At 39.9% G+C, this 13,153-nt stretch carries 13 protein-coding genes and 1 pseudogene; 6 read left to right on the top strand and 8 right to left on the bottom strand.

Annotated elements, in window-relative coordinates:
• Positions 1–1,129: 1,129 nt before the first annotated feature.
• The gene (locus tag B5771_RS04475) at positions 1,130–2,191 is read left to right on the top strand and encodes a glycosyl hydrolase family 18 protein (RefSeq protein WP_088186468.1); all 1,062 of its coding nucleotides are present in this window, start codon (positions 1,130–1,132) and stop codon (positions 2,189–2,191) included.
• Here the strand turns inward: B5771_RS04475 and B5771_RS04470 are convergent.
• The 7 genes and pseudogenes from B5771_RS04470 to B5771_RS04435 form a co-directional block, all read right to left on the bottom strand.
• Positions 2,183–2,332, bottom strand: coding sequence for a zinc ribbon domain-containing protein (locus tag B5771_RS04470; RefSeq protein WP_088186467.1), 150 nt, complete (start codon positions 2,330–2,332; stop codon positions 2,183–2,185). The two genes, B5771_RS04475 and B5771_RS04470, sit on opposite strands and share 9 nt — an antisense overlap.
• A 321-nt stretch (positions 2,333–2,653) precedes the next feature.
• Complete coding sequence (locus B5771_RS04465; protein WP_242966729.1) at positions 2,654–2,932, bottom strand: PIN domain-containing protein; 279 nt, start codon at positions 2,930–2,932, stop codon at positions 2,654–2,656.
• Positions 2,922–3,104, bottom strand: a complete 183-nt coding sequence (locus B5771_RS04460; protein WP_088186466.1) for a hypothetical protein — start codon at positions 3,102–3,104, stop codon at positions 2,922–2,924. The genes B5771_RS04465 and B5771_RS04460 overlap by 11 nt, the downstream gene beginning before the upstream one ends.
• A 402-nt stretch (positions 3,105–3,506) precedes the next feature.
• Positions 3,507–3,881, bottom strand: a pseudogene (locus tag B5771_RS04455) (sigma-70 family RNA polymerase sigma factor); the annotation flags it as partial.
• A 516-nt stretch (positions 3,882–4,397) separates the two neighbouring features.
• Positions 4,398–4,736, bottom strand: a complete 339-nt coding sequence (locus B5771_RS24525) for a hypothetical protein (RefSeq protein WP_207652673.1) — start codon at positions 4,734–4,736, stop codon at positions 4,398–4,400.
• A 130-nt stretch (positions 4,737–4,866) separates the two neighbouring features.
• Entirely contained in the window at positions 4,867–6,015 is a 1,149-nt protein-coding gene (locus tag B5771_RS04440) for an ATP-binding protein (RefSeq protein ID WP_348982931.1), read from the bottom strand.
• A gap of 12 nt (positions 6,016–6,027) precedes the next feature.
• Positions 6,028–7,386 (bottom strand): sigma-54 dependent transcriptional regulator, encoded by a 1,359-nt coding sequence (locus tag B5771_RS04435; protein ID WP_088186463.1) that lies wholly within the window; start codon positions 7,384–7,386, stop codon positions 6,028–6,030.
• A gap of 268 nt (positions 7,387–7,654) precedes the next feature.
• On the opposite strand from B5771_RS04435, the gene B5771_RS04430 reads away from it, so the two are divergent.
• The 5 genes from B5771_RS04430 (at position 7,655) to B5771_RS04410 (ending at position 12,579) form a co-directional block, all read left to right on the top strand.
• Positions 7,655–8,242, top strand: coding sequence for a hypothetical protein (locus tag B5771_RS04430; protein WP_088186462.1), 588 nt, complete (start codon positions 7,655–7,657; stop codon positions 8,240–8,242).
• A gap of 18 nt (positions 8,243–8,260) precedes the next feature.
• Positions 8,261–9,625 carry a 4Fe-4S binding protein gene (locus tag B5771_RS04425; protein WP_088186461.1) on the top strand — a complete coding sequence of 455 codons (1,365 nt, stop codon included), beginning with the start codon at positions 8,261–8,263 and terminating at the stop codon, positions 9,623–9,625.
• Between the two features lie 161 nt (positions 9,626–9,786).
• The gene (locus B5771_RS04420; RefSeq protein ID WP_088186460.1) at positions 9,787–10,398 is read left to right on the top strand and encodes a tetratricopeptide repeat protein; all 612 of its coding nucleotides are present in this window, start codon (positions 9,787–9,789) and stop codon (positions 10,396–10,398) included.
• Between the two features lie 92 nt (positions 10,399–10,490).
• On the top strand, positions 10,491–11,183 hold the full coding sequence (locus B5771_RS04415) for a response regulator transcription factor (RefSeq protein WP_088186459.1): 693 nt from the start codon (positions 10,491–10,493) through the stop codon (positions 11,181–11,183).
• A gap of 1 nt (position 11,184) precedes the next feature.
• Positions 11,185–12,579: a HAMP domain-containing sensor histidine kinase gene (locus B5771_RS04410; protein ID WP_088186458.1), complete on the top strand. Its 1,395-nt coding sequence runs from the start codon at positions 11,185–11,187 to the stop codon at positions 12,577–12,579.
• 297 nt (positions 12,580–12,876) lie between these two features.
• Here B5771_RS04410 and B5771_RS04405 read toward each other — a convergent pair whose 3' ends face one another.
• Positions 12,877–13,080: a hypothetical protein gene (locus tag B5771_RS04405; protein WP_088186457.1), complete on the bottom strand. Its 204-nt coding sequence runs from the start codon at positions 13,078–13,080 to the stop codon at positions 12,877–12,879.
• Between the last annotated feature and the right edge of the window lie 73 nt (positions 13,081–13,153).

The following is a 13,153-nucleotide window of genomic DNA, read 5'->3' as shown; positions in this document are numbered from 1 at the left end:
GCACCTTATCAAATTACAGGTCAGCAACAATCCCTATTCAAAAATCTCCTCTGTTATTTAAATAGTTTTTTGGGACAGTTTTTAGGACGATCTACACAAACATTAGTAATATGCAAAAAAAGCTCTTCAATGACACTAGTTTAGCCTAACAAGATTAAAAGACCATGAAAATATTATTATTTCATAACTCTTCAAGTCCAATTTAAGTCAGATGGAAAAGCGAGGCTAAAGCATTTGCAGCTAAAGCCTCGTTTTAGTAATCGACTTTTTCACCCACTCTTGGTTTTAAGAGTCAAGTTTTACACAGGATTTTCTTTTTGACACTCCCACGGCTAAAGCCGATGGGATTCTTGGGTGATTAAACCGAAGTACATTTCTGCTATCGGAGTATGACCCCAAGTTCAGGGCTAAGCCATTAGCCCGTCCTAGAGCAGTACACAATGGTACTCTAGGCTGATAGCCTGTTACCAGCTACCACAGTTTCTTTGAAAACGATCGTTTTAACGTCTTTTTTCTTGACGACACATAGAGTTTTACCTGATAGACGCATTAGCTATCAGAACCTCTTACTCTATCCAGTTTTCAAAGATCAAACTAATACTAGTTTATCATAGTGCTAAGACATTTACATTTACATGAAATTACGAAGCCGCCTTCATCCCACGATTAAAACCGTGGGCTTTTGGCTACGTTTCTGTAATTCAGTTTAAAAAATAAACCGCTATTAATCCTTGTGTTCTATATTTACCCACCAGCAGCGCTAACAATGAATGTAAAGGATTCGACCCAAATAGCTAATTTCATACAATTTTAATCTTTTTTTAAATTCCTTTTCAAATTATAATGTTATAATTTTCTTAAACCAAAACGAAATGCTATCTAGTTTTAATCGTAAATTACCTATAAGCAATCCGCCAGTAAACTCGTTCAGCTAAAGCTGAACATCGGGGCTTCAGATACAATAATGTCCAGTGGACATTATCGCCGAACCGCTTTTCTTAATAGGAATACTTAGCGGCGAAGGAGGACTCTACCCCACCTGAAGTTAACGAAGTACCCACCCCAACTTAAAAAGTGGGGGTCTTAAAAACTGGATAAATGCAGCTTATTCGTAGAAAGGTATATTCTTATGTATAAAATAAATAAACGTTTACTGTTTTTATCTGCAACTGTAGTCCTTTGTATTCTAATGGCAGCGATTTTTTTTATCGCTAATTCTAAGAATACCTCTCCTAAGAGAAGTCGTTCAATTAACGGTTGGATTCCTTACTGGAATCAGGCAACAGCTATTACCTCTGTTAAGAATAATCCGGAAGTATTTAATGAGATCTCACCCTTCTGGTATGACGCAACAAAGAACGGCGATATTAAACCACTTAATAATTCGGAAGATCCTCAAATAATCAATTACGCGCAGAATAAAAAATTAACTCTCACGCCCTTAATCAGTAACGAATTCAGCTCTAGTTTAATATCCACCATTGTTAATGATCCTGTATTGATGCAAAATCACATCCAAAATATAGTCAACATAGTAATATCTCAGAACTATTCTGGGATTGACCTTGATTACGAAAATGTTTTACCATCCGATAAAAAGGCTTTTACTTTGTTTGTTCAAAAATTAGCAAATGCACTTCATGAGAAAAATAAGCTTCTTTATGTAACCCTGACTTCTAAGACTACAGCAACTGAACACCCTGGGCAGGATTACGAAGCTATTGGTGAAGCAGCCGATAAAGTCCGTATTATGGCCTATGATTACTCTTGGTCAACCTCTAGTCCCGGTCCGATTGCTCCTGTGAATTGGGTCAATAATGTAATTTCCTATGCGATATCAGTTATTAATCCGAATAAAATCGAATTGGGCATTCCCGACTATGGCTATAATTGGTCGGGCTCTAAAGGTATAGGAATAAATTATTTGCATGCTGTAAATACAGCCGCTCGTTATAACAGCAAAGTTACCAATGATCCAAATAGCGGTCCTCATTATACTTACTCAGACAAAAAAGGTAATCATACGGTATGGTTTGAAAACGAAGCATCTATCCAACCTCTTCTCGACCTAGTAAACAAGTATAACCTAAACGGCATTTCAATCTGGAGTTTGGGGGGAGAAGATCCTAAAATTTATACGGCGATTAACGCGAAATTCCCATCCGCTGTTGAAATCGCACGGTTAAATTAATAGCTGTATATCATCATCCAGTGACATACAGCCCTCATTTTTGATATTGATAGCAGCGTTTATGTCGCGGTCTAATTCTGCTCCACAATGACTACAAGTCCAGGTCCTATCTAATCTCCTTATAATTTGAGATTTGGGCAAGGACTACCCTTAACTCTAATTATAAGGATTTTTTATCACAATTTACAGGAATAATCAGGAATACTGGCTTATTTTCTTACATTTTCTCTAGATTCCTTGACTTTATAGCGCTTGACATTTGAGAAAAAATTTTACGCAACGCTAGTGATGCCTAATAACAAAGCACCTGCCTTTATCCAGCAGATGCTTTGTTATCTTGTTAAAATAACTCTATAAACTTATCAGAACTAACAACCTTAAAATTAATATTCTCAACCACATGCATGCCACTATTAAAATCATCAGAAACCAAATAATCTGCATTCCCTTCGATGGCGCATTTTAAAAACATATCATCGTATTTATCGAGGTACTATAGTAGAACAATTCCATTACGCCTTGTAGCATTGCCAATCTATCATTCACATCGGTAATATTATATCTTGCAAAATTTTTAACTAAGTAAACTAATTCTCCTATAGTATCCTGCGCAAATAAAAGTTGAATTTTCCTTTCCTCAATTAAATCCATTACTTTGGAGCATACATTATTGTCTTCCGAAGAAAACCATGCTTTTATAAAAATATTGGTATCCAACACGACCTTAAGTTTACTTCTCATATCTCTTTGAACCCAAAGTTTTCCTTATTTCATAATCACTTAAGCCCTTTTCTTTGATAGCTTTCTTAGCTATATTTCTAATACTATTCATACATCCTAATTTCTTAGGCTCAATAATTGCTGCATTATTCATACTATCAGCATCCTCTTTAAGATTATCATTTATTGCCATAATTATATCACCTCTATTCAATTTGTCCAAAGATATTCCGCTTTAGCTTATGCTCTATAATTATTTTTAGCCAAAATTAATAGCACCTGCTCTAAGCAGATGCCCTTTAATATACCTAAATATTACATTCCCCCACAACACCCTGTCACTACAAAAAAAACAAACAGCCTCCAACCGGCTTATGGCCATCAGGGTTATATGATCGATGACACAATACAGCTTTTCCTCCACTAACTACAATTTCATAGTTATTGTGTCCTACCTGATTCTCTAACGCTATCATGGATTTCCCAATTGTTACAATTAAATACTGAAATTCATTTAAGATGACATAGAGGGGCTCATGCTATTGTTTAATATTATTTCGTCCAAATAGCTTTTTTACCTTTAATTATTCCGTTATTATTTCGGATCAATTCTCTTCATCTCTTCCATCAGCTTTTGAATCGCCTTTTTTTCAATCCTTGACACGTAAGATCGTGAAATCTCCAGAACTTTAGCAATCTCACGCTGGGTCCGCTTAGGACTGTTCATAAGCCCATAACGCAACTGAAGGACCATTTTCTCCCTCTTAGTAAGCTTCTTAACCAGTTCCAATAACGCCTTTTGCTCCGAAGCATTCTCAACTCTAGTAGAAATATCCTCTTCATTAGAACCCAGAACATCAATGAGAGAAATCTCATTGCCCTCTTTATCCATCCCGATAGGATCGTAAATGGACACTTCCCCCCGGGATTTCTTCAAGGATCTCAAGTGCATCAGAATCTCGTTTGCTATCCTAACATAACGGAAACATTTTCTCATGAGCATTCTGTAGATTTATTAGAAAGCACTTCGGATTTATCAACTATAGGTGGGCGGATTAAATACTATCGAATTAAAAAGAACCTATCTCAAGAGGATGTTGCAGCTATTTCCTGTTTAGATGTTTGTACCGTTAAGAGATACGAGAATAATCAGATTGAACATTCTTTAGAAATTTGCAATCGAATAGCTAAAGCAATTAGAGTTAGCTCATGCTTTATACTTGATGAATATTTAAGCTTTATCAGCTCTAATTATGGTTATCAGATCCGATCTATTAGAAAACACTTAGAACTTACACAGGATCAGTTTGGAGCTTTTTTAGGGGTTCATAGAAAAACTATTACAAGATGGGAAAAAGAAATAGTATGCCCTTCACGGAAACTATATAATGCCCTGTCAAAACTAAGATCCTTTAAGAAGACTTCACCTGGTTAGCCGATTAATAAGCCTTATTCAAAGAAAGAGCCTTAAAAGAGCAGATAATTATTACCAAGCACCCATCATGCCACGACCCCCATAGCTGTTTGAGCCGCTGTACCCCCCCATCATTCCGTATCCACCAGAGCTACTTGAACCGTTGTAACCACCCATCATTCCATATCCATAAGGTGAATTTACACTACCCAAATTTGGCACTGTAACATTAGGTGAGCCAGTTACTGAAGATGGGCCGGTAAATGTTTGCTGCATATAGTTTTGCATTTGACCAAACCAGCCATTGTCCTGTCCCTGAGTCGTTCCCGCCAAAGCCGGTAAAGCCATAAGCCCTACTGCCAAAGTTGCGGCCCCTACGATTGCTGTAAGCTTCTTCGTTAACTTTTTCATTTCTATTCCCCCTATATTTTATTTTCGAATTATTTAACTGCTTTTCTATGTTCTTAGTGTAACCCTTGGATACGACTATCTCATGAACAAGTTGTGAATTTCTCATGAATAAGGACCCTGAACATTTCAATCAGGGTCCTTCCTCGCATCGAGGCAACAAAATTTCAACTCTTGCTCCTCGCCCATTTCGATTTGAAACGGATATCTTCCCGTCGTGTTGATCTAGGATACGATGTACCACCGACAAGCCTAATCCAGTTCCTTTCTCCTTTGTTGTAAAAAAGGGGTCATATATGTAAGGCAAGACATCGGGCGAAATTCCTTGCCCTTCATCGCTAACGGCAAATCCTACAAAGCCTTCTTTTTGAATTCTCTCCAGAAGAATCCTACCCCCTTCTCCTTGGGCATCTATAGCATTGAGTAAGATATTTAAAATAACTTGTTTAATCTGATCAGAGTCTACTTCAACCTCGTAAGCATCAACTTGTCCTCCTTTTTGAAATAATTCAATCTGGTGCTGCCGCAGAGCAGGCTGAATAAACATAACTCCTTCTTCCAAGAGTTTCTCTAACTTAACTCTTCTACGCACTAATTCCTTAGGGCGGGCAAAACTTAAAAACTCACTAACTAACCTATTTAAGCGTTCACACTCTTCTTTAAGTACGCGACAATATTCTAAAACCTCACTATCTTCTTGCTTGTCTTGAGCCAGAAGCTGAATACTTACTTTCATGATCCCCAAGGGATTGCGTATTTCATGAGCCAAACCGGCACTCAGATGCCCAAGCGCAGTTAACCGTTCAGTTTGCCGGATCTCGCTTTCCAAGCGTTCACGTTCTAGACTTTCACGTTTTAACTTTTCTACTAACTCTTTCTGAATTTGAAGGGCAAGTTGATGTTTGCGTGTCGCTTTCCGTTCCTGTTCAATCAGAAAACCAGTTAACCAACCAATACCATTAATTAGGACAATTTCCACCCATTGAGTCAGCATGGCAGATGAAGCCATTGTCATTGTGTTAAAGTAAGTCATAAACGGTAGAATCAGAAAGGTTATAGATAACCCGGATATAATTCCGCCGACTAAGCCAAAGCGCATAGCTGCGTATATCACAGGGAGATAGTAGGCAAATTGTAACATGATGTGATAATTCATGGTGTAATGATAAGTCGTATAGTGAATGACCGTTAAAATGATAATTACGACGCTAATGATCAGCAAATCGAAATAGACTCGATGTCGATTTTTGAGATCGAGTTTATAGCTTGGCAATAAAAGCACTCCTCTCAAGGTTCAGCTATCCAAATGTGGGCTTATCCCGTATTTTTCCAAGCGGTACAAAAAGGCGTAACGGGAAAGTCCCAGCTTTTTTGCCGCTTGGCTTTGATTCCCATCCGTTTGTTCCATAGCTTGACGTATAAAGGACTTTTCAATCTCTTCAAGAGATATGCCCCCCGGCGGAAGAATAAAGGGATCCAAACTCTTCTCTAATTGATTAGATGTATTAAAGGTTGGCACCCCATCAAGACCGATTACAGCTCCCGGAGAAATAATAACCATTCGTTCAATGACATTTTCAAGTTCGCGCACATTTCCCGGCCAAGTATAAGCCATGAGTTGGGCAAGAACTCCCGGTCCAAGAGCCTTTTTTTGGCCATAGGCACTAAGTTTTTCTAAGAAATGATCCACAAGGAGGGAGATATCCTCATGGCGATCTCTCAGGGGAGGAACAAAGATTGGGAAGACATTCAAGCGATAATATAAATCCTCGCGAAACCGTCCTTCTTGAGCCTCTCTTAACAGATCGCGATTCGTGGCGGCGATAATCCTTACATCAACCTGAATGGTTTTTTCACCCCCAACTCGTTCAAATGTCCGTTCCTGAAGTACCCGCAATAGCTTTGCTTGAACATTAAAAGACAGCTCACCAATCTCATCCAGAAAAAGCGTTCCGCCATCTGCTAATTCAAAACGTCCGGTTCTGCGTGAATGAGCACCCGTGAAAGCACCTTTCTCGTGGCCGAATAATTCACTTTCTAATAAGGTCTCAGTCAAAGCCGCACAATTCACTCGGATAAAAGGGCCATCAGCCCTAGCACTTAAGGTATGAATAGCATGGGCAACTAATTCTTTACCCGTACCAGACTCCCCTTGAATAAGAACCGTTGCCGGTGTTGGCGCGACCCTCTCTACAAGCAGTTTTAATGTTTGCATCTTGTCGCTATTTCCGACCAATTGCCAGCGATTAGGCTGAACCTCCCCCTTTAGGTAGTCCACCTGCTCGCGCAGACTTTCTACTTCTAAAGCCTTTTCAAGGGTAATGAGAAGTTCATCGATCTCAAAAGGTTTCATTAGATAGTCATGGGCTCCTGCCTTCATCGCCTCAACCGCTGTTTCCGTACTGCCATGTGCTGTCATCATGACAATGAGTAAATCGGGATAATGATCTTTCAAGGTACGCAGCACATTTAACCCATCAACCTTAGGCATCTTTAAATCAACGAGAACAAGATCGGGGCGTTCCGACAGTGCCCGATCTATGGCTAATTGCCCATCTTCTGCAGTTTCAACGTCATATCCGGCTTTTACTAAGGCTCGCTCTAAAACCCAGCGCATATTTACTTCATCATCGGCAACTAATATCCGTCGCACAATTTCATCCCCTTAGACCTAAACTTAAAATTGTTGTGGGAAAAGGCGCAGTAAACTGTGTCTTTTCCCACACTTTTTTTGTGCTTTCTTCTTTTAATGCATTTATATTTTATAAGTTAGTATGATTAGAATACTCGAAAATACCAATACAACTCAACAAAACACCATAATCATAGTGCTATTACATCATAATTTGATATTAAGTGCAACTTGGCATGACTTTTGCATTGATAATTGTCGTCTCAATTAAATTAGAGGAGCGTGTTTTATGAGTTACCCAAGAAAACCTATTTCAAAAATCCTTCTTACCATATCCTTGTTACTCTTGACTCTTATGTTTGCATCCAACGCTTTCGCTGCTTCTCAGCTTGAGCAAGACGCTGGCCCTTATCAGGTCATTATGCAAATGAACCCGGAAACCCCCATGGTTAACCAATCCGGAACCATGACCATCATCGTTAAGAATAAGGCAACCGGACAGCCCGTAACCGGAGCAAAAGTTACGATGAGCAACCCTACCATGATGGGCTCCAACTCCAATGATGGCGGAAATATGGCAGGCATGGACATGTCATCGAGTATGAATAACCAAAGCGGAATGGTCATGCAAGAACAATCTTCAATGGGGTCAATGTCCATGGAAGCAGGTTCCTACATGATGCAAAACATGACTTTCAATCAGCCTGGACAATGGAACCAAGCTATTACTATTTCTTCGTCATTAGGCCAAAGTACCGTCAATTTTCCAATAACTGTAGGCAAATCCGGACCTAATTATGTGCTTATTGGCAGTGTCGCCGGTGTCGTCGTCATTGCCGGAATTATCGCTGCTGTCTTAAAAGGCAAGAAAAAGTAAGAAAGTAGAGGCCTAGAAATGTCTTCAACAAATTCCGTCAACAAACAACCGAAGAATCTTCTTAACATTCGCTGGCTTAAACGATTTCTCACGAGCTATTTTTACCCTCGAATTTTTCAATGGATTACGGTGATCGTTTTTGCAGTGATTATGTTTGAAACCCTCGCAGGACCTACTGCCGTAGACAATAACTTTGGTTCTGCTGCAACCTGGGTTCTTTGGTGGCCACTAATCCCATTTTTCTTTTTCCTTTTGGGACGCTTCTGGTGTGGGATTTGCCCCTTTGCCTGGGTGAGTGACTTAACACAAAAGCTTTTCGGAGCCAATCTCAAAGTTCCCAATTTCATTAAGAAAAATGGCCTTTGGATTATCGATATTACCTTCATTCTCATCACCTGGTCTGATCATATTTGGGGGATCGTGGAATCTCCTCGAGGATCCGGAACTCTCTTATTGCTCATCTTAGGCGGAGTCATGGTAAGTGCCTTGCTTTTTGAACGCCGAACTTGGTGCCGTTATCTCTGCTTTCTCGGCAGTTTATCCGGCAACTATTCACGAGCAGGTATGTTAGAACTGCGCGCTGATAAGAATGTTTGTAAAACTTGTAAAACACGTGATTGTTACAAGGGTGGTGCTAACGCACCAGGATGTCCGATGTTTGAATTTCCAATGGCAATGGAAAACAACGCCAATTGTAATCTCTGCGGAAGTTGCATCAAGAATTGCCCCCATGATTCAATTCGCTTAACCCCTCGTAAACCAACCAGTGAATTTTGGTCGATGACCCGTGCTCGTTTCGAAGAATCCTTCTTAGCCATTGTTATCGTGGGAATTGTTTTCGTCCAAAATGTTACCATGTTAGACTTTTACCCCTCTTTCCTCAAGTGGGTAGAAAATACCTTAGGGATTGCTAATCAAGATATCGCCTTTACAATGCTATTTATCTTAGCCATGGCTACGCCTGTGTTACTTCTTTTCTCAGCAACAGCTCTATCCAAACGTTTCACAAGTGAAACGCTGCGTAATGCCTTTGCCCGCTTCGGTTACGCCGTCATTCCTCTCGATCTTGCCTCTCATATGGCCCATAACTTATTCCACCTGCTGGCAGAAGGGAAAGCAACCTACTATACCTTCATGGGACTCTTTGGGGTGCATCTCGAGGGTTCAACCTCATTCGTTCCTGACCCGATCATCCAAGTTATGCAGTATTTCTTGGTCATTGCCGGAACGCTCGGCTCCATGTATACGGCCTATCGTATCGCCAAAAAGAATTACGGCTTGGGCAAAGCCCTTTCCGTCTCTATACCTTATCTTGTTGTCATCTTGCTCTTCGGTGTATTAAACTTCTTAACCTTTACTGTACGAATGGCAATGCGGATGTAACTTATATAATCTCAACCAATGGATTAGAGCGCACTCGGTCGAGTGCGCTCATCCGTTCGTTGCCCATTATACGTATGTTTAATTAACTTGATAATAAAATATAACTTAACGAATCCCAAAACATATAGGGTACCTTCAAAAATTGCGAAGGAGAATGCAGCATGCAGGGAAACACAAATCAAAAATTCAAAACCATTGTTATTTTTATTTTAATTGCCGCCTGTTTAATCGGAGCAGGAGCTTTTGGATACTTTTATAATTCAAATAACGCTGGCAGTTCCTCGATTTCATCGTCTTCAACGTCTAACAATAGTGTCTCCATCAATGACAAGAACCGAGTCAATACTTTAATCCAACAATTGAAATCAAATCCTAATGATATTGGGCTGCAGGAGGATTTAGGAAATGCTTATTATGATTTAGGAACTGCAGACCAGAAAAGCGCTCCAAATGAAGCAAAAGATGAATTCGCTCTGGCAGTCAAGAGTTATCAGAGCGTTCTCAAGAGCAAACAAGATATCAACGTTATGACTGATATGGCGACAGCTGCTTTCTATAGCGGACAACTGGACTTGGCGGAAAAGAGTTACCAAAAGGCCTTGTCTATCAACCCAAACTTTTCTCCTGCGTTGTTTAATTACGGTATTTATCTTTATCAAATTAAGAAGGACAATTCATCGGCCATTCGCATGTGGCAAACCGTCTTAAATCAAGATCCTAATGGCCCTTACTCCGAACAACTTAGAACCATGATCAGCCAAGCTAAAGGGTAATATAACCTCGCCACGGCAGAATTACTTTTCATCTTTTTGTAATAATTACCTTGTACTAAATTTTGGTTTATACCGAAGGAGTTTATGCTTCAATGAGAATTTTAATTGTAGATGATGAAAAGAAAATTACATCAGTACTTAAAGCCTACCTTCAACAGGAAGGATTTCAAGTCAGCACAGCCATAAACGGTTTAATCGCTCTAACCATGTTTAAGGAAAATTCCTATGATCTTATCATCTTGGATTTGATGCTTCCCGGAATGTCTGGTACAGAAATATGTTGTGAAATCCGGAAACTATCCTCCGTTCCAATCATTATGCTTACAGCCAGAGTTGAAGAAGAAGACCGCATTCAGGGACTCAGCATTGGCGCCGATGATTACATCACGAAACCTTTTAGTCCTCGTGAAGTTGTTGCCCGTGTTCGGGCAGTACTACGCCGCGTGAACAACGAAACGTCACCCTTAGCAGACGTAATTACGTATGACAATGGCCTCACCATTGATAACATTCAGCATGAAATTCGACTTTATGATCAAAATATTTTATTAACCCCCACAGAATTTAAAATCCTTGGCACTCTGGCCAAGAATCCGGGACGCGTCTACGCTCGAGGACAACTGGTAGAAATTGTACAAGGGCACGACTTTGAGGGTGATGACCGTGTCATTGATGCTCATATCAAAAAAATCCGCCAGAAAATTGAAGTCACCCCTAGTAACCCACAAATTATCATAACGGTTTACGGCATAGGTTATAAATTCAATCCAAGTGCAGGAGGATGAGATGCGAAAAAAATTATTCCTTTCTACTCTTGTAATCATATTAATGGCCCTAACCTTGAGTTTACTTGCCGTTAACCTTGTCTTCCATCAACAATTCAGTAATTACTTAACCAAGACGAGCGAAACGGTTATTGAACAATTACCAGCTCGTCTAAGCGCAGTATATCAGAGCAAAGGAGCCTGGGATCCTACATCCCTTGATGAAATTAGTCAATCCCTCCCAGTTGGAACAACCATTACACTAAAGGATCCTAACGGTAAACAAATTGCTACGTTGAGTCATATGATGGACGACATGATGAACGGTCAAAGCGGTATGATGGGGATGAGTATGTCCTCTTCTTCAATCACAAGCTGGAAAACGAAAACCTTAACGATATCGGGACCTCAAGGAACATTAGCAATAGCCTACGTCCACTACCCTTCATCTGCGCCGATCCTTAACCCCCAAGATGTCCTCTTCCAGTCCTCAGTCTTTTACTCGTTATTACTTGCCGGAGGTCTGGCACTTGTGTTCGGAATAATCCTAAGTTATTTCACAAGTCGTCGTCTCGTAGAACCATTGAAACACCTAACTATTGCTGCAGAGCGTATTGGCAAAGGAAATCTCAATGAACGCGTTGTTATTCAGACAAAGGACGAAGTTGGGCAATTGGCAAACGCTTTTAACGTAATGGTTGATAATTTGAACCGCCAAGAAACTCTTCGAAAACAGTTTACCGCCGATATTGCCCACGAACTGCGCACACCTCTAACGTCCATTAAAAGCTATATCGAAGCTTTCCAAGATAATGTCTTGCCGGCAGATGAAGAGAACCTATCCTCCATTCATGAAGAAATTGACCGTTTGGTAGACCTATCCAGTGATTTAAAAGACTTAAATGTCGCTGAAATCGGGGCGCTAAAGCCTATCGTTGAACCAACAGACTTAAATTACCTTCTTGAAAAAGTCATTCATAGTCTCTATTCGCTGATTCAAGAAAAACAATTAACCCTAAATTGGAGCCCTCCGCCAGAACCAGTAATAACATCAGGCGATGGACAGCTGTTGACACGACTCTTTTACAATCTTATTCATAATGCCTATAAGTACTCAAATAGCGGCGGTGAAATAACTATTACTCTTACACCAACATCTGATTCTGTACTCATTTGGATCAAAAATACGGGCAGTGGCATCCCTAAAGAGGATCTTCCCTTCATCTTCGAGCGATTTTACCGGGCCGACAAATCCCGAAGCCGTGAAACCGGGGGAACAGGAATTGGTCTTGCTTTAGTAAAACAGATTACAGCTCTTCATCAGGGAACGATCACTGTACAAAGTACAGTCGGACAAGATACAGAATTTATTGTTCAACTTCCAAAAGAGATAGAAAAATTTGCAGATCAATCTTAGACTATACTTCATTTATTCTTCAAAAGACACTTTAAAAGGGAACTGACGCTCATTCTTCAGTTGCCTTTTTTACTTTTCGTGAATTGCCTCAATTACCGAAAATAGATACAACTCTCATCTCTATTGGGACAATTACGTTTCATGCAACGTCGGATAATATACTGAGTTTCAACTGCAGATTTATTATAATCATAAACTGTATAAAAGAAGTAAGACCATATAGGGTAACCCTGTTAGGTTAGTTTTCCTCTATACGGCCTTACTTAAGGCTAGATCAGGATTTGAGGAATATTTAATTTAAATTCGTATGTCAACTATATTTCCAAGATTCTTATCGTTTTCAGGTATCTGTTTTGTTACTAGATTTTCACTTCCTGATATAACATTATTTCTCTGCGTACTGCTTGTGCCATTCATCATACTCCGGGAACCACCCATCATACTATTTGCGCCACTCATCATAGTCCCTGCGCTGCCCATCCCACTTATTCCTTGCATCATGTCAAACACTCCGTTCAGTCAATAATCACTTATTTTTTGTCATAGTTATTACTAGAAATTCAAGCGATAGATA

The organism is Desulfosporosinus sp. FKA, from assembly GCF_002196785.1.
GTDB lineage: Bacteria > Bacillota > Desulfitobacteriia > Desulfitobacteriales > Desulfitobacteriaceae > Desulfosporosinus > Desulfosporosinus acididurans.
Note: the sequence above shows the minus strand (reverse complement) of the source record. Positions and strands in the feature narration are given on the sequence as shown.

Excerpts from the sequence above, each read along its gene's own strand:
- B5771_RS04425 (WP_088186461.1), top strand. The coding sequence starts at position 8,261 with ATGTCTTCAACAAATTCCGTCAACAAACAACCGAAGAATCTTCTTAAC.
- B5771_RS04430 (WP_088186462.1), top strand. The coding sequence starts at position 7,655 with ATGAGTTACCCAAGAAAACCTATTTCAAAAATCCTTCTTACCATATCC.
- B5771_RS04475 (WP_088186468.1), top strand. The coding sequence starts at position 1,130 with ATGTATAAAATAAATAAACGTTTACTGTTTTTATCTGCAACTGTAGTC.
- B5771_RS04415 (WP_088186459.1), top strand. The coding sequence starts at position 10,491 with ATGAGAATTTTAATTGTAGATGATGAAAAGAAAATTACATCAGTACTT.
- B5771_RS04405 (WP_088186457.1), bottom strand. The coding sequence starts at position 13,080 with ATGATGCAAGGAATAAGTGGGATGGGCAGCGCAGGGACTATGATGAGT.
- B5771_RS04460 (WP_088186466.1), bottom strand. The coding sequence starts at position 3,104 with ATGGCAATAAATGATAATCTTAAAGAGGATGCTGATAGTATGAATAAT.
- B5771_RS24525 (WP_207652673.1), bottom strand. The coding sequence starts at position 4,736 with ATGAAAAAGTTAACGAAGAAGCTTACAGCAATCGTAGGGGCCGCAACT.
- B5771_RS04410 (WP_088186458.1), top strand. The coding sequence starts at position 11,185 with ATGCGAAAAAAATTATTCCTTTCTACTCTTGTAATCATATTAATGGCC.
- B5771_RS04465 (WP_242966729.1), bottom strand. The coding sequence starts at position 2,932 with ATGAGAAGTAAACTTAAGGTCGTGTTGGATACCAATATTTTTATAAAA.
- B5771_RS04420 (WP_088186460.1), top strand. The coding sequence starts at position 9,787 with ATGCAGGGAAACACAAATCAAAAATTCAAAACCATTGTTATTTTTATT.